Here is a 22,536-nt window from a genome sequence, read left to right as displayed (position 1 = left end):
GTCAGCCTTCAAAAAGTCGATCCTGATGTCAGACACTTGCGGCGCCGCCGCTTTATCCAGAGCGTTATGACGGTCCTTGCTGCTGTTGAGGGCGAGCCGGGATAAAGCCCAAAAACCGGCTGGCTGGAACGGCATCGGCTTCGTGGTGCAGGGCTACCAGAAGCGCTGCCCGTTCGCGATCGACTACCTGATCGACTTGGCCCGCGGCAGCCGCCACCGCCCGGTGAAGGACGCGCCTACTGGGACAGCGAGATCAAGCGCGCCCAGGTGGAAGGGCTGGAGGGCTACCGCGGTCTACACAGGCCGCGACGCACAACGGGTGGTCGGACACGGTCGACGGCAAGTTCAACCGCCCGTGCCGCATCTACGCGCTGGTCGGCACACATGAGACGCTGCTGGCGTACCTGGTGCGCCGCCGGCTGGAGAACGGCGCCAATACCTCGTTCGTGAACCGCATTGCCGACGACACCATCTCGCTGGACGAGTCGGTCGCCGACGCGGTCGCCGTAATCGAGGCCATGCATCGCGACGAAGGCACGCTGGGCCTGCGGCATCCGCGCATCCCGTCGCCGCGCACGCTGTACAGCAAGACCCCTTCCAATTCGGCCGGCATCCTTTGCAGCAAGGTGCCGAAGCATGTCACCACGCGTCCGGGCCAAACATAGAACGCGCCCTTGGCGGTGCCGGCCAGCAGCGCCGACGACAGCGACGTCAGGCGGTGCTCGTTGGCTAGGTCGAAATCGCTGCTGTTTTTCTCCTGTTTTTGACATAGAGCAGAGGTTTTTTTGTTTGGCGGTCGCGGCCACAAATGTATGAGTCGGACTAACGGGATCGGTCCGCGAGCGGTAAACAAAAAATCGGTTGTGCTAAACCGCTCCGCAGGCGCTTGCGTCTATGGGCATTGAATGAACGGCGTGATCATTTGCGATACCCGGCGAGTGGCCATCGCAAGCCGGAAGCGGACGGTCTGACAAAGCCGGTCGCGCGAAGACAGTGAGAATGCGAGGGTCAGCGGGCAGATAGTGCGGAGTTTCGCGACCTTGTGATGGTGCGAAGACGGCAAAACACGAGTCGATTCGCGTTGGCCGCATGGGGAAGACCAACGCGCTTAGGGGCTGGTGCTGATGCCGGTCAGTGTCCATGGCTGGGATCAGGTGGAGCCCGCGGCAAGATGCCAGGCGCTCCGCCTTCGACGCGAACCATGTGGCCCTTGCCGCAGACGGGGCAATCACGCAGTGACCTGCCGGTGAGCCGCTGGTATCGGTCACGGTAGTCTTCCCGAATGGTGGGTGACGCATCGGCGGGGGGCTCGACACCGAGCAGCCGTCGGCAGATGGCAAGGCGCGCTACCCGGTGGCAGTTGGCGAGCCACCCGTAGCTGCGGATGTGCTTGAAGCCGACGGGCAGCACGTGCAACAGGAAGCGGCGGATGAACTCGTCGGCCGTGAGCGTCATGGTCCTGTGGCGGGCTTCGTGGCGGTAGTCCTTCCACCGGAAGAGTACCGATTCGCCATCAAAGCGCAGCAACCGGTTGTTCGAGATGGCGACGCGATGTGTGTAGCGGCCCAGGTAATCGAGCACCTGTGCGGCTCCCCCAAACGGTGGCTTGGCGTAGACAACCCACTCCGCACGAGCTGCGGGCCCGATCCAGGCGGCGAAGGCTCGCGGATCGCGCAACGGATCGAGCTGGCCATAGAAGCGCAGCGCACCGTCGTCGAACGCGCGACGCAGCCGGTCGAGATAGAGTCGCCGGAAGAGCCGCGAGAGGATCCGCACGGGCAGGAAGAAGCCGGGTCGGCAAGCGATCCAGTGCTCGCCGTCCGGGCCAATGCCGCCGCCTGGTATCACGCAGTGCACGTGCGGATGGTGCAGCAGATTCTGGCCCCACGTGTGCAGGACCGAGAGAAAGCCGATCTCCGCGCCTAGGTACTTCGGGTCGGCGGAGATGGTGCGAAGCGTTTCGGCGCTGGTGCGGAACAGGATGTCATAGAGCACCCTCTTGTTCTGGTAGGCGAGGGCCGCGATGGGCTCGGGCAGAGTGAAGACGACATGAAAATACTCGACCTCGGGAAGCAGTTCGGCGCGACGGCGTTCGAGCCATTGCGCGCGGGCGAGCGACTGGCACTTCGGACAGCAGCGATGGCGGCACGAGTCGTAGGAAATGCGCTGATGACCGCAGGTATCGCACTGCTCAACATGTCCGCCGAGCGAGGCGGTGCGACACAACTCGATGGCGCTCATCGTGCGCCGTTGGGCACGACTGAGGGCGTCGGCATGGGTCTGCCGGTACTGTGGGCCGCAGCAGCGGAAGACATCCGCCACCTCGAGCGTCGGTCGCATCGCCGGCTTCAGAAGGACGCGGGCGGTGTGGGCTCAGGCGGAATGGGGAGGGGATGCGGCAGTAAGTCAAAGGGGCTCGGAGTCGCGCACACAGTGGTGGTAGCCACTTTGAGGTAGCGGGCCGTCGTCGAAAGGGCACGATGTCCCAGTAGCAACTGGATCCGACGCACGTCGGTGCCAGCCTCCAGTAAATGCGTGGCGAAGGCGTGCCGCAGCGAATGCGGTGTGATTGGCTTTGTGATGCCGCTGCGCTTACGTGCAATCAGGCATGCCTGGGCCACGGCAGCGCGGCAGATGGGTCGTCCGGGGATGTTGCCCGGAAACAGCCACTCTCGCGGGTGAGCATCCTGCCAGTAGAGTCTCAGGATCTCAAGCAGCCTCGGCGACAGCATTACGTAGCGATCCCTACTGTTCTTGCCTTGGTTCACACGGATGACCATGCGCTTGCTGTCAATATCGGTGACCTTCAGATGCACGACTTCTGACACCCGCAATCCGGCAGCGTACGCGGTCATCAGGATGGTGCGTTGCTTGAAACTGGCGATCGACTCAAAGAAGGTCGTGATCTCCTCCAGGCTCAGGATGACTGGCAATCGGACCGGCTTCTTGGGCAAGGGAAGGTCGTCGTCGCTCCAGTGTCGCTTAAGCGTCACGCGGTAGAGAAAGCGCAGTGCGCCGATGCTTGCGGCGAGACTGGCGGGTGCCAACTTGCGCTCTTCGCGGAGGTAGACGAGCCAGGTCCGGATCTCCTCGGGACCCAGCAGTTCGGGCGATCTGCGAAAGTGCCGGGCGAAACTCGACACCTGAACCAGATAGGACTTCTGGGTATTCTCTGCAAAGTTGCGGATCTGCATGTCATGCAGCATGCGTTGGCGCAGTGGCGTCATGGCGAGCCTCCTGGAAGCAGTAGATGAAATGCCCAACTGGGCGTTCACATACTGCTCCTAGCGAGACAGCTCACCACCTCGCTGGAGTTCAGCGCCAGCCAACCCTCTTCATGAAACGTCAGCCATAGACATGTGCCTACCACCACTACCGCGTCAGCGGTTTAGTACAGCCCCAGTTATGTCAATTTCCGATAGCGTTGCAACGATACGTAAGAAAAAGGAAGGGCCCAAGCGGCGCATTGTCGCGCACAGCCATTGGCCAAGGGCGAACGCAGCGCCTGATACAGCGTTAGGATCGTCTGATGAATGCCCTTGACGCGGTGTCGCTCAGATCTTGCGTACGGGCTTTGCGGAAGGGACACCTTCAACGATGACAGTCGTCGTAGGACCAGCGCTCGGCTTTATGTTCGGATCGCCTGCCGGAGTCAAACCTGACGCACGCGTCACGGCCACGGCTTGCTCGATACCGCGTCCGACAACGTCTTGAAAGCGTTGACTCATGATGTAGTGGATCAGTTTTGAAGCCATTTCGCCTTCCCTCTGTGGTTCGTGATTTCATCATAGCGGACCACGCAGCCTGGCGCGCAAGGGCAGCGTGGGCATGCCCGCCGAGGTGTTGCAGGCGTTCTGGCAGGAACTGCGCGGGCGCACGCGCGTCACCATCGACCATCCCGACTTGGCGGATGCGTTGAAGGATATCGCCGCCGGGGCGGTCCAGACCATCTGGCAGGCGGCCAACGCCGCCGGCCCCAGCGTCACCGCCAGTGGTCTGCTACCGCAACGCCGAGGGGCAGAGTCGGGAGGGGCAGGGCGACATGCCCGGCTCGCTGCGGCGGGCGGTCAATGTGGGGCAGTCGGTGGAGTTTTTCCGGGTCGCATAGTCGCCGGGTTCGCCGTTTGCCGCTGCCGACACCTCCCTTGCGCTATCATCCGGCCCATCTGGTCCACATCAAACGACAGGAGCAGCCAATCATGCGACACATCGGTCAGACCGTCTCGTTCATCCGTCCCGACGGCCAGTCGGTCAACGGCTACCTTGCGAAGCCGGATCGCACCGACGGCGCCCCGGCCATCATCGTTGTCCAGGAGTGGTGGGGCCTGAACAACCAGATTCGCGGCGTGGCCGACCGCCTTGGGCGTGCCGGCTACTACGCGCTGGTGCCGGACCTCTACCGCGGCGCCAGCACGGTCGAGCAGGAAGAGGCCCACCACCTGATGTCCAAGCTGAACTTCGGCGACGCCGTGGCGCAGGACATCCGCGGCGCCGTGCAGTACCTTGGCACCCTGAGCAGCCGCATCGGTATCACCGGCTTCTGCATGGGTGGCGCGCTGACGCTGCTGTCGCTGAACGCCATCCCCGAGTTGAAGGCAGGTGTGCCGTTCTACGGCATGCCGCCGCTGGAAGCCATCGACCCTGCCAATATCAAGGTGCCGGTGCTCGTTCACTCGGCCACGCAGGACGCGTTCTTTGCGGCCGAGGACTTCGACAAGCTCGAGGAGAAGCTGCGCGCCGGCGGCGTCGACGCGACGTTCCACCGTTACCTTGCGCACCATGCCTTTGCCAACGAGGACGCCATCGGCGACGGCCGCATCGCCGGTACCCAGTACGACGCCGCTTGGGCGCAGGTCGCCTGGGACCGCACGCTGACGTTCTTCGCGCGCCACCTTTGGCGCTGAGGCGGGAAGCATCCCGTCTGCGGCCAGCCGCCCTGAACCCGGATGACGGCAGCGACGGCAACGATGACAGTGAAGACTGAGCGGGCCGGGCAATCCGCTGGATTCAGGCGGAGATTGCCGACTATGGGCTCACCATGTAGGAGCTGACAGCGGCGGGTGCCTGGATCCGCCGCCGCCCGTGTGCTACCGCAACGCCGCGGGGCAGAGTCGGGAGGGCAGGGCGACATGCCCGACTGGCTGCGACGTGCGGTCAATGCGGGGCAGAGTGTGGAGTTTTTCCGGGTCTGGTAGTGGCGTCGCAACTATGCGATGGGGCTGGGTCAGAATCCCCTCCCAGTTCGCCGGAGGCGCGCATCAGCTCCTAGTTGCGAAGCTGGTGTGAGCTACAGCGGTGTGCATTGGCTACCCCGGTAAGCTGCAGCGAAAACAAAGGGAGACCTGCCGGAGCGGCCATCCCGCCAGCCTGACGCGCGGTCGGCCTGCGCGCCTTCCTCCGCGAACGTAGCGCCAGCTACCAACCGCGCGCGCCGGGGCTCAGCCTCGGGTCAATCTGACTGTCTCCGGTCGTGCACGAACAGGCTGTCGCGTTCGGCTAAAACCCGAGTTGGCTCACGGCCCGGCGTGCGAGAATACGCCGCGACCAGAAGCTGACTTGCTGCGGTTGCCAAAACACAACGCGGAGACGATATTGGCCAAGAATCTGCTGTACGGTCTGGTAACGATGGTACTTGCAACATCGGCGTTTGCCGGCGAGCGCTACATAGAGGTATGGAACCCGCCGGAGGCGCGCAGTTCGGCCACGAAATACTTGCCATCGGCGCACAAACGGAAAAATAGTCGTGTGGGTCCTCCTGCAACAAGCGGCCGGACGCGTCGAGCAGCGAAAATATCACCATTACGGCCGGCCACAACGGCAAGGCCGGGCAGGCTGACATACAACGACATTCCGCGGCAGGTTACGCCAGAGGGTAACGTGCTTCGGGTGGTAGGAGGCCAGTCTCGAGCTGACGTTGAGCGCTGATGCAGTCCGAGCGCTACAAGGGTGATCGTACCTTTCATGTGAAATCTGGCGGTTTGGCCCCAAAAGTCATTACGAATCAAGGGGTTGCAATATCGCTGCTCGTGCGAAAGGCGGGAAGGAGCAAAGCCATGCTGCAGGCGGCTCTCCGGCTGATTACCGCCACTTTTTGCACAAAAGGTACGATGCCCCCTCAAACGGCAGCATATGGGCTGGCGACCTCGGCACGTGCACAACGCGCTGCGAATCCGGACGGTCGTGCTCAATGACCAGTTCCGATCGCACGTTGAGCGATGGTATCCCTCCGTCGGCGGAGGAGAACCCCACCGCCTTGCCGCTTAGTCAGCCCCCGGTTTGGCGCGGTCTCCTATTTACGGGATGTTGTACTAGGTCCAAACGACGCGCCCTACGCCGTCAATCTCATCGTTCACAAGACGAACTCCAGGTTGGCCGCCGACCTCGCTGGCCTCGACCATCGGCGGCCAGCCTCACATGCTCGAAGACGGCGGCAGGCCTAGTCTCGGACGGATGCCCGCCGCGTAGTTGCGATCGTCTCTGACCGACCCTTCTCCGTCATTCGGCAGTTCAGAGTCGAACGGCCGAAATGGCCAGAGCAGCGGTCATTCCAGCCGAGCCTTGGACGTCCGAGAAGGTCGGCAAGAGCTCTTCGTGGCCGGGAGCAAGCTGTCGTTGCCTTCAACCCTAAGTTCACGGCATTCCGCCTGCTACCAAGGGGAACTGTCCGCGATATCGATCAACTCAGAGGTTCGCCCAGCAGGTGATCACCGAACTGTTCCCGCAAGCGGTTTTTCAGGATCTTGCCGGTCGCACCCAAGGGAATTGCATCGACGAAGATCACGTCATCCGGGGTCCACCATCTTGCGACTTTTCCTTCATAGAAGGCGAGCAACTGCTCACCCGTGAGTTCTGCTCCCGGCTTCCTGGCGACGATCAGCAAGGGGCGCTCATCCCATTTGGCATGCTTCGCTGCGATGCAGGCCGCCTGTGACACCGCCGGATGAGCCATCGCAATGTTCTCCAGATCAATCGACCCTATCCATTCGCCTCCCGACTTGATCACGTCCTTGCTGCGGTCAGTAATCTGCATGAAGCCATCGGCATCGATGGTAGCAACGTCTCCGGTCGGGAACCAGCCGTGCGCTTCGCCATCGATCTGAAGCGGGCTGCCGCCTTCATTCCTGAAGTAGTTGCGCACCACCCATGGCCCACGCACCAGCAGGTCGCCGGAGGTCACGCCGTCCCAAGGCAGTTCTTGACCGTCCGCACTGACGATCTTCACATCGACGCCAAATACTGCGCGACCTTGCTTGGACTGCACTGCATAGCAGTCTTCCGGGAGCATTTCCATATGCCTGGATTTCATTGCGCCGACCGTACCGAGCGGACTCAGCTCGGTCATTCCCCATGCATGCAATACCGCTACGCCGTAGTCTTCCTGGAATTTTCGCAGCATGGAAGGCGGGCAGGCCGCGCCGCCAATGATGGTGCGCTTCATGGTCGAAAACTCGAGGCCGTTCTGTTCGAGATAGCCCAACAGGCCCTGCCAGACCGTTGGCACGCCGGCGGAGAGCGTGACCTTCTCGGCTTCAAACAAGTCATAGAGTGATTTTCCGTCCAGTCCCGGGCCAGGGAATACGAGCTTGGCGCCAGTCATGCAAGCGACGTACGGAATGCCCCAGGCATTAACATGGAACATTGGCACCACCGGCAGGATCACGTCGCGTGCCGAGCAGTTCAGCGCATCCGGCAGCGCCGCCGCATAGGTATGCAACAGTGTGGAGCGATGGGTGTACAGGACGCCCTTCGGATTGCCGGTGGTGCCGGACGTATAGCACAGCGTACTGGCGGTATCCTCGTCGAAGATCGGCCACGTATAGGCCGTAGAACTTTGCTCGATCAGGTCTTCGTAGCACAGCAGGTTCGCGATGATGGAATCCCGCGGCATATGCGTGCGATCGGTCATCGCGATAAAGGCCTTGACGGCCTTGCAGCGGCCCGCAATGGCCTGGACCAGCGGCAGGAAGGTCAGGTCGAAGAAGATGTACTGGTCTTCCGCATGATTGGCGATATAGACGACCTGGTCCTCATGCAGGCGAGGATTGATAGTGTGCATCACCGCGCCCATGCCGGAGATGCCGTAGTACAGCTCCATATGACGATAGCCGTTCCATGCCAGCGTGCCGATGCGGTCGGAAGCGCTCACGCCCAGGCTGGTCAGCGCATTGGCCATTTGGCGGGCGCGGCGGTGGCAGTCGCGGAAGGTATAGCGATGGAGGTCGCCCTCAACCCGGCGCGATACGATCTCCGTATCGCCGTGGTGTCGATCCGCATGCACGATTAGTGAGGGGATCAATAACTGCTTTTGCATCATCAAACCGTTCATGGGTCAATTCACCTTCTGTAGTCTTGCGTAGGATCCCGGAGTTACGCCGCGTGGCCGGCCTTTGCCTGCGGCGGTGTTCGGGCAGTGCTGCGAACTCGATCCGCTCCTGCGTGGTCATCTGGTCCCAACGCCTATCCCGGGTAGCGTTCTCATTCCCCCGGGCAGGGCTTCGCGGGAAGGTCGTGCTGCGGCATGCGATGCGCGAGGTCAGATCACGGCCCCGCCATTGGGGCTGATCACCTGGCCTATCAGGTAATGATCGCCGGCCAGGTAGGTCACGGTCGAAGCATATTCCGGCATGGTGCCCAGGCGTCCGGCCGGGACGACCTGCCAGAACTGGTTGCGCTTCTCCTCACCCGCGCCCTCGAAATATTCCGTAAATTCTGGAGTTGCCACACCGCCTGGAGCCATCGCATTGACAAAAATGTTGGCGCCGGCTACTTCAGCAGCTACCGATTTGGTGAAGGCAATTACCGCGCCTTTGGTCGCGCAGTAATGCGGACTGTGCGCGCTCATCGCCGAGAAGCCGGCAATCGATGCGATGTTGATGATCTTGCCGTCGCGCTGGAGTTCCATCAGCTTGAGCGCTTCGCGTGTGCAATAGAACAGGCCATGCACGTTGACGTCCCAGTAACGATGCCAGTCTTCGTCGCTCATATTGCTGGTAAATCCCAGCGACTGGCGCTGCACCGGGGAGGTGATATAGGCGTAGTGCTTGTTGCGGCGCTCGGTGTCGATTGGCCGGTTCGGCACGAGCGCAGCGTTATTGACCAGGATGTGCAACGTGCCGAAGCGTTCGACGGTAGCGGCGAACATGTTGTCGACTTCAATGCTCGAGGACACATCGCAGCGCAGCGCGAGGCACTGTGCGCCGGCCGCTTCCACTGCCGCGCGCGTTTGCTCGAGTGCGGGCATGTCGATGTCACAGATCACGACGCGCGCACCCGCCCTGGCGAGGTCGATCGCGATAGCGCCACCCATGCCGCGACCGGCGCCAGTGACCAGGGCGACTCGCCCTTCCAGATTCTTCCTTTGACTTTGCGTCATGATTCCTTACCTCGTCGTTTGCAGGGATTGCATGTCGATGGCCGGCTGCTTGCACGACGCGCGCGCGGCCAGTGCGAAGAACAGTGCCGAAGCGATAGCCAGCACATCCGTGGTTAGCAGTACGCGTGTCAGAGGCGCAGTGGTGCCATTTGCGATCAGATAGTCCGTCGCAGCGCCCACGGCCACGGTGCCAATGGCGATCGCGAAGACATTGATGCACAGCATCGTGAAGCCAGAGATCGTCGAGCGCATCTTCTGCGGCGTCATGCCCGTGAGCGCCGCATTGGCTGGGCCATAAAGTGCCAGCGGCAGGAAGAAGCCCACGCACATGCCGATGTAGAACACAGCGGAGCCGGCAGGGGCAAAACGAAAGGCGATAACCAATGGTGCGCAGATGACGACGAGCAGCGTCATGAACGTGGCATGTCCGCCGGGTAGTTTGCGCGCCATGCGGTCGCTGAGGACGCCACCCACCACCGAGCCGAGCGTGCCGAACAGGAGTTGCAGCGCGCCGATGCGGGTGGCGATGCCGGCGGCATCCATGCCGCGCTCATTCACCATCCACAGTTGCGTAAAAGAGAGGCTGGCGAAGGCGATGTGCGTCAGCACGAAGCCAACAATGGTGAAGCGAAGCGCGCGATGCCCCCTGATCAGCCGAAGTACTGTGAGCACTTGTTGCAGGGCGGGCGCGCCCCGATCCTGGGGCGCAAGCTGGCCGCGATCATCCTTCAGCAATGCCAGCGGCATGGCGATGGCGACGCCGATCACGCCCAAGGCATAGAAGGTCGTGCGCCAGCCGTGCGCGGCACCAAAGGTGCCGGCCAGCAGGAAGCTGCAGCCGATGCCCAGGGGGATGCCCATGAAGAACAAGCCCATCACCGTGCCGCGCCGCTTCTCGGAGAACAGCTCGGCCAGCAAGCCCACCGCGGCTGGCACCAGGGCCGCTTCGCCGCTGGCGACAAAGAAGCGCGCGACTGCCATTTGCTCGAAAGTCTGTGCATGGCCAGAAGCCCAGGTGCAGGCGCTCCAGATCAGCACGCCGGCCGCGATGATCCGCGTTCGGCTGAAGCGATCCGCGAGCGTGCCCATGAACATCGCCATGACGCCGAAGCTCAGCACCCAGACCGCGCCGACCAGGAATCCATATTGCGCATTGTTGATCGCCAGATCCTTGATGATTTGCGGCGAAAATCCCAGCAGCATGTTGCGGTCGATGTGAGCAAGCAGGTGGATCGTCAACAACGTTGCCAGAACGGCAGAGGGGCTTTTTTTCCAGAACATCAGATGTCTCCAGACCGCAGGATCATTTCTCGCGGGCCGGACGGAGTACGGTACGCTGCCGCAGTCCGCCCGGGACTCACCGGCTTACGCTACCTTGCGCACAGGAACACCGCGCTGCGCTGGCGCACGGTTGGGCACCATGCCCAAGGCCTTCAGCGTCTCATCGGTGGAATTCCACTGGGCGCCGATCTGGTAGATGCGGCGGGCATCGTCGCCGGTGGCGATGTCGCGGTTGAGCTCGCGCGCAATGCGCACCATCTTCTCGACCTGCTGCACTGAGGTCGCGCGTTCTCCGTCGGGGCCGAACAGCGTGTCCTCGATGCCGACGCGCACATGCAGGCCCAACGCGATGGCCATGGTGTTCATTGGCACCACGTTGCGATTCAGGGTTTCCAGCGTGAGCACAGCACCATCTGGCGTGCGTCGGGCGAACTCGAGCATGTCGGCCGGGTGTAGGCCTGAAGCACCGCCGCCGATGGCTACGTAATTCAGGTTCAGCGGACCTTGGTACAGACCCCTACGGATCAGGCGCTCGAGCGTCTCCAGTTGCGCCAGGTTGCCAAGCATGAATTGAGGCTGGATACCATTAGCCACGAGCCGCCTGATGTGCTCCTCATGCCACGACGGGTTGGACGGGGAGACCATGTCCCGGTACGCCGCCTGCACTGCGGGATTGGTGAACGACGTGCCGGCGATGTCGGCCTCGGTCATCAACTCCATGATGTTCATCTGGCCGGTGTTGATGGCAACGGTGACCTGGTCCGGCCGGGGATTGAGTTCCGCAATCATATGGCGGGTGTCGTCACTGGGCCACTTGGCGGCCTTTCCTTCATCTTCCGGAGCGAACGAGATGGAACCGCCCACTTGCAATACCATCTTGGGCACGGCTTCGCGCAGGCGGGCCAGCATCTCATTGAACATGGACAGGCGCTTGCTGCCCTTTCCGTCAGCCTCGCGCACATGCACGTGCAGCACGGTGGCGCCGGCGTTGTAGCAGTCGACCGCCTTCTGGATCTGCTCGTCCATCGTGACCGGGATATCGTCCGAGTCGCTGGGGATCCATTGCGGGCCGTATGGAGCGACCTGGATCACGAGTTTTTCCTGGTTTTCGGGCAGCAGGGAGTCGTCTAGGAAATGCATGGCTTGATCGTCCTCGAGAATGTTCGTGGGTTATGGGATTTGGTGGGAATAGGGGGTTGCGAATTGGCTACTCAGGCGGCAGCCTGGGTGCTGGTCGTCCTGGCCTGCTCGATGGTCGCCAGTTCCTCCAGAAGAATTGGTGCCCCCAGGCTGCTGGTATGGATGCCAAGCACGCTCACCGCCTGCAGCACGGCAGCAATCTCTGCCCTGGTGGCGCCCAGTTCGAGCGCCTTGCGGATGTGACGGCGCGTGCCCGGTGCATACATATGGGTGCAGGACGCGTCCACCGCGATGGCGATGAATTCGAGCACCTTCGGCGCCAGCACACCCGACATCATCGTGTGCGCGCCCATTGCCATGAATTTCTCTGCCCAGACGGGATCCAGTTCCGCAATGGGATCCCAGGCCGGATTCCAGTTACCGGTGGCGCGCAGGTGATCGCTGACCGGGGTAGCAGTGCCGCTCGTCGTGTCGCTCATTACTCGTCTCCTTGACTGTCTCAAAGGTGCGCCGCGTTGCGCGCCTCGCTTGTCTGGAGGCAAGTATCGGAGACGGGCCGATTGTCAATTTGACATTCTGGGAGTTTGAATTTACATATTGGGTAGCAAGGGAAAACCTTATGGCCTACCTAGTTCGCAGTGCCGCCCTGACCGACTACGTCAAGGTGGCGCGATCCGTTGGGATTGATCCCTATCGGCACTTGAGTCATGCGGGAATTGACCGGTCTGCGTTATTGACCCCGGACACCATGATTCCAGCCGAGGCGGTGGGCCGCCTGCTGGAGGCGTCGGCCGAGGCCGCGGGCATCGAGGATCTTGGCCTGCGTATGGCGGAAACCCGCCAGCTCTCCAACCTTGGGCCGCTCGGTTTTGTGATGCAGGAGCAGCCCACACTACGCAAGGCGCTCGACTCGGTGTCGCACTACCTGCGGCTGCAGAACGAAGCGCTCCACATGCGCATCGAGGAAACGGAGGGCATCGTCATCATCCGGGAGGACCTGCTTGGCGGCTACGCCGGCGCCATGCGGCAGGCGATGCAATTGGTGCTGGGCGTCGTGCACAGGACGCTAAGCACGCTGCTTGGCGGCACGTGGAGGCCTCGTACCATCTGCTTCACGCATGCTGCTCCCGCCAGCCTCGCCATGTACGCGCGGGTGTTTGGGGTCCCGGTTCTGTTCAGGCAGGATTTTGATGGTCTTGTGTGCCAGGCGGCCGATCTTGAAGTCGCGATCCCCGCCTACGATCCGGTCATGGCGCAGCAGGTGCGCCACTACCTGGATGCGATGCTGGCTCAGTCCAACGCGACGATGCCCGACAAGGTAAGGAAGCTCGTCATCACGCTACTTCCGTCGGGCACCTGTTCAGTGGATCGCGTGGCGCAGCATCTGGGCGTCGGTCGCAGGACCGTATCCAGCCGCCTCGCGCAGCACGGCGAAAGCTACCTGGCTATTGTCGACGGTGTGCGGGAGGACCTGGTAAAGCGGTATATCGACAGCGACGATCGGCCGCTGTCTGAAGTCGCGACGCTGGTGGGCTTTTCATCATTGAGCGCATTTTCCCGCTGGTTTGGCCGCCGCTTCGGATGTAGCGTTTCGAGGTGGCGGAGCAGAAGGGGTAATGCGGCGGCACCCCAGGATTCAGGCACAAATGCGTCATATGACATTGGAAACGCTGCGGCAGCCGAACACTATGGCGGTGTGCCTGCCGTCCTGGCCCCCTCCGATCTACCTGCCGATCCCGACGCCGTACGCGCCATCGCGTTGGAGCAGAACCGGCTGGCGCGCGTACTGTGGGAGCAGCTCGAGAGCTTGAAGCACCAGGTCGTGCAGCCTGACCGTGCGCAGTCTGGCGCCAGTTCCGAGCGCCTGCCGGCGCAAGCCGAACTCCTTGCAGCGTCGCTGGACCTGCCGCCGCCACCGGTGGCACCCAAGGTCAAGAGGGCGAGACACGACCGCAAGATTCACCGATCCTGAATGGGGCAAAAAGTGGTGCTAGGGGTATCGGAATGTTGGCGCGCGCGGTCGTGCTGCCAGCAGGAGGCTGTGATCGAAAGGGCACTGAGACATACGCCGACGCGGTTGCACACCGAAACGCAATGATCCTATTCTTGTATCGCCTTGCAAGGCTTCGGCCGTGGGCTCCACTGCAGCCGCAGATCGTCTCCGTCCGCCCCGGGCGGACGCTCGCATCAAAAGCAAAAACGGAGAGCGTGCAGCGATGACAATTAACCCCAACAAATTGCCTGCATGGACAATCGTTGTGCCGTGCATCGCCTTGGCTACGCTGGTTGCCGGCGCACTGCTCTCCGGTCAAGGCTGGCTGATCGCCCTGATGGGTATCACCCTAGCCGGCGCCGTCTTTGCGAGCGTTCACCACGCCGAAGTTGTCGCCCACAAGGTCGGCGAGCCGTTCGGTACCTTGGTGTTGGCCCTTGCCATCACGGTCATCGAAGTGGCACTGATCGTCTCGGTCATGCTCTCTTCCGGCCCGGAGAATGCGGGCCTTGCCCGCGACACCGTGTTTGCGGCAGTAATGATCATCTGCAACGGCATCGTCGGGCTGTGCCTGTTTGTAGGCGGCCTGCATCATCGCGAACAGGCCTTCCAGGCGCCGGGAGCCAATGCGGCCATGGCGGTGCTGGCCGCGCTGCTGGTGCTGACAATGGTGTTGCCGAGCTACACGAGTTCCACGCCAGGGCCGATGCTGACGCCCGCACAACTGGGCTTTTCAGGCGTGATGTCGCTGGTGCTGTACGGATGCTTCGTCTTCGTGCAGACCGTGCGCCATCGCGACTATTTCCTGGTGGAAGGCGGCTCGGATGAAAACGAGCACCTCCCGCCGCCGCCTGCGCGCGTGGCGATGGCAAGTGGCTTGCTGCTGATTGTCTGCCTGGTGGCGGTTGTGGGACTCGCCAAGTTGCTGTCACCGTCGGTGGAGAACGCCATTCTGTCAGCAGGCGCTCCGCCGGCTGTCGTGGGTATCGTGATTGCCGCGCTCGTGCTGCTGCCAGAATGCCTGGCGGCATTGCGTGCGGCGCGCAGCGACCGCCTCCAGACAAGCCTGAACCTGGCACTGGGCTCAGCGCTGGCCAGCATCGGCCTGACGATTCCGACGGTCGCCGCTGTCTTCATCTGGACCGGCCAGCCGCTTGCACTGGGGCTCGGTGGCAAGGATATTGTGTTGCTGTTCCTGACGCTGATCGTGCTGACGCTGACCCTCGGCATGGGCCGTTCTACCATCCTGCAAGGCGTGGTTCATCTCGTGATATTTGCGGCCTACCTGTTCTTGTCAGTAGTTCCATGAGGATAACCAATCGCGGCGCGCGTCAATCTATCTATCCGGTGCTCAATTGCGGTGACGACAGCTTTCGCTTTTATGCTTGCAATGGGCAATGCATCGGCGTACGTGGATCATTTCTTACATGGAACGATTCTTGGCACGTTGAGCAGAAGCCAGGCAGATACCTTTATACGAACCTTTAAGGAAGTGCTATCGGACACGCCTGACGGCGGCAAGGTCTCACTCCAGATCCCAGCAGACGGAAGGCGTGCTGCCATTGAAGGCAGTCTCACGCTGCAACGTACCAAGGTGGAGAACGGGGAACGCTGTCGCCAGATGCGAACCGAAGTAAAGCGTGGCAGCCAGAAGGAAGGCTGGGTGGGCTGGTTCTGCAAGCAAGCGAACGGCGAATGGAAGGCAAAACGCGGGAGGTGAGTAGTCGCCCAGAAGAGTTCCTCATGGTGGCATTGATGGGATGGATGCCCCTACCCGTACCGCTATCGCGCGCGCGACGAACCGCCATCCGAGGGATGGGGTTTATGGTATTTGAGGCTCGCCAGGGGAACTCGGTCGCGAATGGCTGCGATCAGCGAGATAGCGGTCGTCCAAAATTTGCTGTCCATCGACGCTTATTGTTTATATTGTTTAGGTTTGTTTGATGCCTGCCCTTGGCTGCAGAACTCCAGGCGCATGAGGGCAGGCGTTGAACAAACCTCAAGGGAGGAAACCGCGGAGTCCGGCGATGCCGGTGATGCGGGCTATGGCGATTGATGGGTTCGGCCGATCCGTAGCGCTGTGGCTGGAAGGGCGAGGCAGGGCATCAGTCGGCTCCTGTCATGGCGCGACGGTCGGGGTAGGTCAGGATTGTGTGGATAGGCTGAGCATGCAACATGGTCGAGCAAGTCGGCGAGCGCAACTGTCCGCTTGCGGCGCCGGATTCCGGAGCGCCGTCGGTTGAGTGGGAGATGTGGGACGTGCGGGCTCATGCGAGGGCTCGCTGCGGTGGCGGTCCGCGGATACAGGGACTGCGCGGGATGACCTCGATGATGAGCATCGGTGCGCCACAGTGCCGGCAAAGGAAGGACGGACGTGTAGCGACATCGGTGTCGTCAGGCGGAGCGGTCACCGTCGGCACGGCGTTCAATAGCTCGCGTGCCTTGATCAGATTCGCGCGGCGCACGGGGTTGGCAAGCAGACCGTAGTGGCGGATGCGATGGAAGCCGCCCGGTAGCACGTGCAGCAGGAAGCGCCGCATGAACTCTCCGACATCCAGCGTCATGGTCTTATAGCGCGTGCGTCCCTTGGCGCGGTAGTCCTTCCAGCGGAAGGTCACGCCACGTTCATCGAGCGAGACCAGGCGTGTGTTGGAGATCGCCACACGGTGGGTGTAGCGTGACAGGTAGGCCAGTACCGCTTCCGGTCCAGCGAATGGTCGCTTGGCGTAGACGACCCATTCGGTGACGCGTAGTGGCGCCAACCACTGCGCGAACGCGTCCGGGTCGGTGAGCGAACTGAACTCGCCAAAGAACTGCAGTTGCCCCATCGCGTGTGCTGTCTGGAGTGCCTCAAGGAAGCGCCGCCGGAACAGGCGGGAGAGCACGCGGACTGGCAGGAAGAAGCCCGGGCGGCAGGCCACCCAGCGTTCGCCATCCGGTGAGAGGCCGCCGCCGGGGACGATGCCGTGTACATGTGGATGATGCGTGAGTGCCGATCCCCAGGTGTGCAGCACCAGGGTGGCGCCGATCTGCGCTCCGAGGTGCTTCGGGTCGGCGGCGATGGTCCGGAGGGTGTCGGCGGCGACATCGAACAACAGTCCGTAGATCACCGCCTTGTTGTACCAGGCGATGGCGCCGATGTTTGCGGGAAGCGTGAATACGACGTGGTAGTACTCAATGGGGAGGAGGTCGTCGCTGCGTGCGTCGAGCCAGCGCCGGGCAGCATTGGCCTGACACTTGGGGCAATGGCGGTTGCGGCAGGAATTGTAGGCAACCTCAAGCTTGGCGCAGCCGGAGCAGCGCAGCACATGCCCACCCAGTGCCGCGGTGCGACACCGTTCAATGGCCGACATGACTTGCAACTGACTCAGGCTCAGGTGTGCAGTCTGTCGCCAGGCCGGCCCGTGGAGGCGGAAGATATCCGCGACCTCGAGCACAATGAGCTCGGTGGCAGGATCCCTAGTCGGAACGCAGGTGTTCGAGCGGGCTGATCACCTCGCGCAGCAGATCGGTGGCGACCTGGGTGTAGAGCGCTGTCGTCTCGAGCTTCTTATGTCCAAGCAGCACCTGAATCACGCGGATATCGACCTTCTGCTCCAGCAGGTGCGTCGCAAAGCTATGGCGTAGCGTATGCATGGATACGCGCTTGTCGATCTCTGCGGCCTGCGCGGCTGCGTGGCAGGCACGGTTGAGTTGCCGGGTGCTGAGTGACTCGATGGGATTGAGGCCCGGAAACAGCCAGCCACCATCGAGCATCTTGCCCTGAGCATGAGCCACGCGCCACCAGACGCGCAGGCGTTCGAGCAGGACTGGCGAGAGCATGGCGTAACGGTCCCTGCGACCCTTGCCTTGTTCGATCCGCAGGGTCATGCGCTCGCTGTCGATGTCACTGACCCTCAGCGCTACCACTTCGCTGGCGCGCAGGCCTGCGCCATAGGCGACCGCGAGCGCGGTCTGGTGCTTCAGGTTGCTGGCGGCAGCCAGTAACCTGCCGACTTCGTCGGGGCTGAGCACGACAGGCAGGACGCGCGGCACGCTCACCGGGCGCATCCTGGCCATCCGGTCGACGTCGCAGAGAGTCACCTCGAAGAAGAACTTCAGTCCGCTGATCGCGGCGTTGAGCGAGGTCGGTGAGATGCCGTGATCGACCAGATGGAGTTGATAGCGTCGCAGATCCTCGGTGCTGGCCGTGTCCGGCGAGCGGCCGAGAAAGGCTGCGAACTGGCACACGGCGCGGATGTAGTGGGTCTGAGTCTTGTCCGCGAGCTTGCGCATCCGCATGTCCTCAATCATGCGCTGGCGCAGCGGGCTGATGGTAGGCGTCGCGACTGACATGGCTGTGCTCCTGTCGAGAATCGAGGCCAATTGCCTCGGTCCTCAACATAGGGAACAGCACAGGCGGTTCAGTCACTTTGCGCGATGGCCGGAGGGTTACCGCGCGAACGGTTTAGTCCATTGCCGATGAAGAGACGATCGCCTACCCAGGCTTGAATGATCGCTCCTGGGCATTCACCGGACGTCCCGAACTCGAAGGCTACCGCTGCGGCTTAAGATGTCTGGGCAACCCGAATACGTCTACAGCTCCCAATGAACATTCGTGAACTGTGGCGATCTTCAACTTTGCCCTGGACAGCAAACTGCGCGGTTGCGACCTTGTCAACCTGGTTGTGGCCGATGGCGGTCCTAAGTCTCTCGAGCATTCACGCTCTATCGGCGCCGAGTATCTTCAGGTGACAAGCACAGCCTCGCAAGAGGCTTAGCAACTGCCGCCCGCCTGTGGCGAGGGTCCGATACTTGGGGACCGCCATGTAGCGACGACGCCCCTAAGCTGGCACGGGTGAGTGCGCACGCAGCCCGCGCGGCCGGCTCCTCCATTGACCTGGGCTGGCACTCCCAATTGCATCCGCATTACCTCGTCGACCCACAGCGAAAATGCATCTCGCTACGCGGCCTGCGCCGTGACTGACCGCTGACCAAGAAGTGCCGGCCTTGGTGACGCGGCTGCGGCCTAGGCCTCCCGGGTCTGCTGGAAGAACGCGAGAGGCACTTCCGGGCCCCATATCCACAACTGATCATCCGTTCCCGCGACTGTCGTTGCCGGAACTGTGTTGTCGTAGAGGTCGCCATCGGCGTAATGCTCGACGCGGAACCCATCCGGATCCCACCAGTAATCGAATACCTGGCTGCCAAGGACATGGCGGCCGACGCCCCAGTGGGCCTTGTAGCTCTTCGCCTTCAACCACTCATGACCCATATGAACCGCGTCGAAATCCTGAACTTCGAAGGAAACATGATGGACGTTCGTAGCTTCGGCCTTTGCGATCAGAAGCGTGTGGTGATCGGTAGGCGTCGCGCCCTGATCACAACGCATGAAGAATCCGAGGTATTCGTCTGCGGCTCCAGGTTGCAGCATGGAGTCTGAAACAATCATGCCCAGGTTGCGAACAGCCCAGTCCCTTGCAGCCACGGGATCAGGTACGCCCAGGGCGATATGCCCCAAGCGAAGCACCTGGCACGGTCCGCGACGGGGCCGTTGTGGTACGTTGAAGCGTGCCTTCCGGATGCCATCATTAAGCACAGACGGCGGATGCACCGGCAACTCCGCGACGTCCTCAATACCGTGAACCAATTCGAGCCTTACCCCGCCTGGCAACTCGACGTCAACACACAGGCCACCGCCGGGACGGTCAAGTTCACGAATTCGCGACGCCCCCTCGAAACGCATCGCATGTGTCAGATCTTCCACACTGTCCACTTCGAGGCCAATCGCCTTGAGCGACGGTTCGGCGGACTGTTCCGCCACATAAAGATAGGGACTGGATAGAGCCCCCCTGAAATAGGAGGCGCGCCCAGACCAATCTACGGGAACAAGGCCAAAGTCAGCCATGAAACTCCGGGTCTTGGCGAGGTCGCTAACCCCATAGACCACATATTTTCCACCACGAATCTTAATCACAACGGTCTCCTTACGAATATTATTCTTTGGCCACGGCGGGCTGGGAATCAGGACAATCTCGTTCGAGCATTCTCGGGCTTTCCCCCGTCAGTCAACAAGCCAGGGAACAGCTATATGCAGATGGCAGATGCCTCTGGCAAGCTCGCCGCGGTGATGTTGTTCCCTGATGGCAGCCTGCTGGCTTGGCCTGGGGTCTCTAGTTCCTTGCAACGATGGGCGTTGTCACTGCTACTATGCCCTGCATAGCAACCTCGACGACCGATCCGGGCTTGGCGTAGATGCGCGGATTCCGGCCAAAGCCGACACCCGCCGGTGTACCGGTAGCGATCAGATCTCCGGGCTGCAAGCTGATCGTCCGCGTGATGAATTCGATGATCTGGGAGACAGAAAACACCATGTCGGCCGTGGTGCCGTCCTGCATGACTTCGCCGTCCACTCTGGTCGTCAACCGCGTGTTAGCGAGATCCACCGAGTCTGCGGTAGCGATAATCGATCCGACAGGGCCGCTGCTGTCGAGATTCTTGCCAAGGCCCCACTGGCCCGTGCTGAGCGTCATGCTCTGAAGCTGGGAAGCTCGTCCACTCAGATCATTAAAAACCGTGTAACCCAGTACCCCGTCCAGCGCTTCGCCCTCATCCGCTTCAAGCAGCGGCTTCCCAATGATCGCCGCCAGCTCTACCTCCCAATCGACGCCGTCCGGCTCCGTCGATGGCACTGGTACAGCGGTGCCCGACGTCACCAGCGTCGAAGCCCAGCGTGCAAACAGATTGGGGAAAGGCGGCGTCGGCAGCCCGCCCTCCTTGCCATGCTCAACATAGTTGATTGCTACACAGATGATCTTCGCACTGGGTGGAACGGGTACCGCCAGGGTAACGTCGGCCAGCGGCAGAGAGCCCTTGCGCAGTGTCCGTGCCTGCGCCAGCCAGCCATCCGTATCCTTGTAGAAGCTGCCCAAGGACGTCAAGGGGGTGATGAGGCCATCGGCCAGGACACCGATGTCGGCCTCGAGTTCGACGCCGGCGTTGGAGGGACGATAGGCAATCAGGTGCATGCGAATTCTCCATGGATATTGGAATTGCCCTACTGCAATTCAGCAGGGGGTCACCGCAGGAGCGCGGCATCCGCCAATGGATGGCGGGATAAAATGAACCTCAGGCGCTGCCACTGAAGGCAAGTGATATGGGCAACGCCTTCTGGTCTGGTTCGGGCCATCGCTGCGATACAGTCTTGAGCTTGGTGTAGAAACGTGCGGCGTCTGGCCCGTAGAGATGGGATTCACCGAACTTCGAGCGGCGCAGGCCGCCGAAGTTGAAGTAGCCCACGGGAAGCGGCACCGGAACGTTAACCCCGACCATGCCGGACTCGATCTCGTTCGTGAAGCGATGCGCCGACTTTCCGTCGCGGGTGAAGATGACCGCGCCGTTCCCGTAGGCGTGCCGGTTGGTGATGGCGATGGCTTCGTCGAGTGTCGCCGCGCGCATGATGCCGCGCGCCGGTCCAAAGACCTCTTCCTTGTAGAAATCCATGTCCCACGTTACGTGGTCGATCAGAGTAGGGCCGAGGTAGTAGCCACGTGCATGGCCCGGTACGCTCAGTTCGCGCCCGTCGATGACGAGCTCTCCTCCCGCGTCCACGCAATCGCCAATGGCCCGCTCCACGGCCAGCTTGGACTGCGCTGAGATCACGGCCCCAAAATCGGCGGCGGGATCGTCAAAGGCGCCCACCTTGAGCGCCTGGATCTTTGGCACGACGAGTTCGCGCAGACGCTCCGCTGTTCCTGTGCCGACGGGTAGCAGCAACGACACAGCCATGCAGCGCTGGCTCGCCGAGCCATAGCCGGCGGAGACGAACGCATTGGCTGCGGCCTCAAGATCAGCGTCGGGCATCACCACCATGTGATTCTTGCCGCCGGCAAATGCGGCCACACGCTTGTTATGCGAGGTACCCTTCTGATAGATGTACTCGCCGACGGTCGTAGAACCCACAAAGCTGACGCCTGCGATCCCGGGATGTTCGAGCATCCCATCGACCACCTCCTTGTCGCCCTGTACCACATTGAAAACGCCATCGGGCAACCCCGCTTCTTGCCACAGGCGCGCAAACTCTAGCGCAGCGCTAGGCACCTTCTCCGACGGTTTCCAGACCACCCCATTGCCAACCGCCACGGCCATCGCGGTCATCACGGCAGGCACCATGATGGGGAAGTTGAATGGCGTAATGCAACCAACCACGCCGATTGGCACGCGCATCGAGAACACGTCGATGTCGCCGCCGACATTGGTGGCGTACTCTCCTTTTGTCACGTGTGGTGCATTGGTCGCGAACTCGATGGCCTCGATCGCGCGGCCGATCTCTCCCTTTGCGTCGGCAGTGGTCTTGCCGTGCTCGCGACCGATGATCTCGGCGAGCAGGTCGATATTGGCGATCATCAGTTCGCGAAGCTTGAAGATGACGGACTGGCGCGTTGCATGCGAGGCCCGGCCCCAGCGCTTGCCTGCCTCGGTGGCGGCCGCGACCGCACGATCGAGCGTGGCTCGGTCCGCATAGGCGCAGCGCGCGATTTCCTCCCCCGTCGAGGGGTTGAAGACCGGGCCAGTACGAGCGCCACTGCCGGCCTCGTGCTTTCCCGAAATAAAGTGTCCGATGTGTTCTGCCATGATTTGTGTGCCTCCGTGAGCAATAAGCCCGCACTTGATTGGTTTGTCTCGTTCACTGCACATGTAGACGCTTGCACCTCTGCGAACGCGCCCCGTTGCCGCGCGATAGCGGCTTGGCAGTGACACCGTAGGGCCG

General features: G+C 62.0%; 18 protein-coding genes and 4 pseudogenes. 9 read left to right on the top strand and 13 right to left on the bottom strand.

What is annotated here, in order from left to right:
- Positions 1 to 118: 118 nt before the first annotated feature.
- Positions 119 to 614, top strand: a pseudogene (locus tag ABNX08_RS38495) (proline dehydrogenase family protein); the annotation flags it as partial.
- A gap of 517 nt (positions 615 to 1,131) precedes the next feature.
- On the opposite strand, the gene ABNX08_RS38490 reads toward ABNX08_RS38495, so the two are convergent.
- From ABNX08_RS38490 to ABNX08_RS38480, 3 genes are all read right to left on the bottom strand, one after another.
- Complete coding sequence (locus tag ABNX08_RS38490; protein WP_374063815.1) at positions 1,132 to 2,340, bottom strand: IS91 family transposase; 1,209 nt, start codon at positions 2,338 to 2,340, stop codon at positions 1,132 to 1,134.
- An 8-nt stretch (positions 2,341 to 2,348) separates the two neighbouring features.
- On the bottom strand, positions 2,349 to 3,227 hold the full coding sequence (locus ABNX08_RS38485; protein WP_349609956.1) for a site-specific integrase: 879 nt from the start codon (positions 3,225 to 3,227) through the stop codon (positions 2,349 to 2,351).
- 327 nt (positions 3,228 to 3,554) lie between these two features.
- Positions 3,555 to 3,755, bottom strand: a complete 201-nt coding sequence (locus ABNX08_RS38480) for a hypothetical protein (protein WP_349608312.1) — start codon at positions 3,753 to 3,755, stop codon at positions 3,555 to 3,557.
- A 46-nt stretch (positions 3,756 to 3,801) separates the two neighbouring features.
- On the opposite strand from ABNX08_RS38480, the pseudogene ABNX08_RS38475 reads away from it, so the two are divergent.
- From ABNX08_RS38475 to ABNX08_RS38465, 3 genes and pseudogenes are all read left to right on the top strand, one after another.
- Positions 3,802 to 3,973: pseudogene (locus ABNX08_RS38475) on the top strand (KfrA protein); the annotation flags it as partial.
- Between the two features lie 226 nt (positions 3,974 to 4,199).
- Positions 4,200 to 4,904: a dienelactone hydrolase family protein gene (locus tag ABNX08_RS38470; protein WP_349608314.1), complete on the top strand. Its 705-nt coding sequence runs from the start codon at positions 4,200 to 4,202 to the stop codon at positions 4,902 to 4,904.
- Positions 4,905 to 4,967: 63 nt separating this feature from the next.
- Positions 4,968 to 5,195, top strand: a pseudogene (locus ABNX08_RS38465) (H-NS histone family protein).
- A 1,481-nt stretch (positions 5,196 to 6,676) separates the two neighbouring features.
- On the opposite strand, the gene ABNX08_RS38460 reads toward ABNX08_RS38465, so the two are convergent.
- From ABNX08_RS38460 to ABNX08_RS38440, 5 genes are all read right to left on the bottom strand, one after another.
- The gene (locus tag ABNX08_RS38460; protein ID WP_349608316.1) at positions 6,677 to 8,326 is read right to left on the bottom strand and encodes a 3-(methylthio)propionyl-CoA ligase; all 1,650 of its coding nucleotides are present in this window, start codon (positions 8,324 to 8,326) and stop codon (positions 6,677 to 6,679) included.
- Between the two features lie 207 nt (positions 8,327 to 8,533).
- Positions 8,534 to 9,373: an SDR family NAD(P)-dependent oxidoreductase gene (locus ABNX08_RS38455; protein WP_349608318.1), complete on the bottom strand. Its 840-nt coding sequence runs from the start codon at positions 9,371 to 9,373 to the stop codon at positions 8,534 to 8,536.
- A gap of 6 nt (positions 9,374 to 9,379) precedes the next feature.
- Complete coding sequence (locus tag ABNX08_RS38450) at positions 9,380 to 10,654, bottom strand: MFS transporter (RefSeq protein WP_349608320.1); 1,275 nt, start codon at positions 10,652 to 10,654, stop codon at positions 9,380 to 9,382.
- An 84-nt stretch (positions 10,655 to 10,738) separates the two neighbouring features.
- Positions 10,739 to 11,794 carry a 3-keto-5-aminohexanoate cleavage protein gene (locus ABNX08_RS38445; RefSeq protein WP_349608322.1) on the bottom strand — a complete coding sequence of 352 codons (1,056 nt, stop codon included), beginning with the start codon at positions 11,792 to 11,794 and terminating at the stop codon, positions 10,739 to 10,741.
- A gap of 71 nt (positions 11,795 to 11,865) precedes the next feature.
- The gene (locus ABNX08_RS38440) at positions 11,866 to 12,273 is read right to left on the bottom strand and encodes a carboxymuconolactone decarboxylase family protein (protein ID WP_349608324.1); all 408 of its coding nucleotides are present in this window, start codon (positions 12,271 to 12,273) and stop codon (positions 11,866 to 11,868) included.
- A gap of 140 nt (positions 12,274 to 12,413) precedes the next feature.
- Here ABNX08_RS38440 and ABNX08_RS38435 point away from each other — a divergent pair, with 140 nt between their 5' ends.
- The 4 genes from ABNX08_RS38435 (at position 12,414) to ABNX08_RS38420 (ending at position 15,843) form a co-directional block, all read left to right on the top strand.
- A complete protein-coding gene (locus ABNX08_RS38435; protein ID WP_349608326.1) occupies positions 12,414 to 13,766 on the top strand; it encodes an AraC family transcriptional regulator in 1,353 nt (450 codons plus the stop codon).
- Positions 13,767 to 14,010: 244 nt separating this feature from the next.
- On the top strand, positions 14,011 to 15,096 hold the full coding sequence (locus tag ABNX08_RS38430; RefSeq protein ID WP_349608332.1) for an ionic transporter y4hA: 1,086 nt from the start codon (positions 14,011 to 14,013) through the stop codon (positions 15,094 to 15,096).
- A gap of 51 nt (positions 15,097 to 15,147) precedes the next feature.
- Positions 15,148 to 15,507, top strand: a complete 360-nt coding sequence (locus ABNX08_RS38425) for a hypothetical protein (RefSeq protein ID WP_349608328.1) — start codon at positions 15,148 to 15,150, stop codon at positions 15,505 to 15,507.
- 141 nt (positions 15,508 to 15,648) lie between these two features.
- Positions 15,649 to 15,843: a hypothetical protein gene (locus ABNX08_RS38420; RefSeq protein WP_349608330.1), complete on the top strand. Its 195-nt coding sequence runs from the start codon at positions 15,649 to 15,651 to the stop codon at positions 15,841 to 15,843.
- Positions 15,844 to 16,054: 211 nt separating this feature from the next.
- On the opposite strand, the gene ABNX08_RS38415 is transcribed toward ABNX08_RS38420, so the two are convergent.
- Together ABNX08_RS38415 and ABNX08_RS38410 are read right to left on the bottom strand one after the other, a co-directional pair.
- Positions 16,055 to 17,224 (bottom strand): IS91 family transposase, encoded by a 1,170-nt coding sequence (locus ABNX08_RS38415; RefSeq protein WP_022540238.1) that lies wholly within the window; start codon positions 17,222 to 17,224, stop codon positions 16,055 to 16,057.
- A gap of 22 nt (positions 17,225 to 17,246) precedes the next feature.
- Positions 17,247 to 18,122 carry a site-specific integrase gene (locus ABNX08_RS38410; protein WP_022540237.1) on the bottom strand — a complete coding sequence of 292 codons (876 nt, stop codon included), beginning with the start codon at positions 18,120 to 18,122 and terminating at the stop codon, positions 17,247 to 17,249.
- Between the two features lie 216 nt (positions 18,123 to 18,338).
- Here ABNX08_RS38410 and ABNX08_RS38405 point away from each other — a divergent pair.
- A pseudogene (locus tag ABNX08_RS38405) lies at positions 18,339 to 18,463 on the top strand (integrase); the annotation flags it as partial.
- A gap of 332 nt (positions 18,464 to 18,795) precedes the next feature.
- Here ABNX08_RS38405 and ABNX08_RS38400 read toward each other — a convergent pair.
- From ABNX08_RS38400 to ABNX08_RS38390, 3 genes are all read right to left on the bottom strand, one after another.
- Positions 18,796 to 19,743 (bottom strand): VOC family protein, encoded by a 948-nt coding sequence (locus ABNX08_RS38400; protein WP_349608892.1) that lies wholly within the window; start codon positions 19,741 to 19,743, stop codon positions 18,796 to 18,798.
- A 196-nt stretch (positions 19,744 to 19,939) separates the two neighbouring features.
- Positions 19,940 to 20,794 (bottom strand): fumarylacetoacetate hydrolase family protein, encoded by an 855-nt coding sequence (locus tag ABNX08_RS38395; protein WP_349608894.1) that lies wholly within the window; start codon positions 20,792 to 20,794, stop codon positions 19,940 to 19,942.
- 100 nt (positions 20,795 to 20,894) lie between these two features.
- Positions 20,895 to 22,400 (bottom strand): CoA-acylating methylmalonate-semialdehyde dehydrogenase, encoded by a 1,506-nt coding sequence (locus tag ABNX08_RS38390; RefSeq protein WP_349608896.1) that lies wholly within the window; start codon positions 22,398 to 22,400, stop codon positions 20,895 to 20,897.
- Positions 22,401 to 22,536: the final 136 nt, after the last annotated feature.

The organism is Cupriavidus sp. DF5525 (assembly GCF_040149425.2).
GTDB lineage: Bacteria > Pseudomonadota > Gammaproteobacteria > Burkholderiales > Burkholderiaceae > Cupriavidus > Cupriavidus pickettii_A.
The sequence above is the reverse complement of the archived record's forward strand: the minus strand, read 5'-3'. Positions and strand labels throughout refer to the sequence as shown.

Coding starts and splice junctions, on each gene's coding strand:
- ABNX08_RS38490 (WP_374063815.1), bottom strand. CDS start 2,340: ATGCGACCGACGCTCGAGGTGGCGGATGTCTTCCGCTGCTGCGGCCCA.
- ABNX08_RS38485 (WP_349609956.1), bottom strand. CDS start 3,227: ATGACGCCACTGCGCCAACGCATGCTGCATGACATGCAGATCCGCAAC.
- ABNX08_RS38480 (WP_349608312.1), bottom strand. CDS start 3,755: ATGGCTTCAAAACTGATCCACTACATCATGAGTCAACGCTTTCAAGAC.
- ABNX08_RS38470 (WP_349608314.1), top strand. CDS start 4,200: ATGCGACACATCGGTCAGACCGTCTCGTTCATCCGTCCCGACGGCCAG.
- ABNX08_RS38460 (WP_349608316.1), bottom strand. CDS start 8,326: ATGAACGGTTTGATGATGCAAAAGCAGTTATTGATCCCCTCACTAATC.
- ABNX08_RS38455 (WP_349608318.1), bottom strand. CDS start 9,373: ATGACGCAAAGTCAAAGGAAGAATCTGGAAGGGCGAGTCGCCCTGGTC.
- ABNX08_RS38450 (WP_349608320.1), bottom strand. CDS start 10,654: ATGTTCTGGAAAAAAAGCCCCTCTGCCGTTCTGGCAACGTTGTTGACG.
- ABNX08_RS38445 (WP_349608322.1), bottom strand. CDS start 11,794: ATGCATTTCCTAGACGACTCCCTGCTGCCCGAAAACCAGGAAAAACTC.
- ABNX08_RS38440 (WP_349608324.1), bottom strand. CDS start 12,273: ATGAGCGACACGACGAGCGGCACTGCTACCCCGGTCAGCGATCACCTG.
- ABNX08_RS38435 (WP_349608326.1), top strand. CDS start 12,414: ATGGCCTACCTAGTTCGCAGTGCCGCCCTGACCGACTACGTCAAGGTG.
- ABNX08_RS38430 (WP_349608332.1), top strand. CDS start 14,011: ATGACAATTAACCCCAACAAATTGCCTGCATGGACAATCGTTGTGCCG.
- ABNX08_RS38420 (WP_349608330.1), top strand. CDS start 15,649: ATGGCTGCGATCAGCGAGATAGCGGTCGTCCAAAATTTGCTGTCCATC.
- ABNX08_RS38410 (WP_022540237.1), bottom strand. CDS start 18,122: ATGTCAGTCGCGACGCCTACCATCAGCCCGCTGCGCCAGCGCATGATT.
- ABNX08_RS38395 (WP_349608894.1), bottom strand. CDS start 20,794: ATGCACCTGATTGCCTATCGTCCCTCCAACGCCGGCGTCGAACTCGAG.
- ABNX08_RS38390 (WP_349608896.1), bottom strand. CDS start 22,400: ATGGCAGAACACATCGGACACTTTATTTCGGGAAAGCACGAGGCCGGC.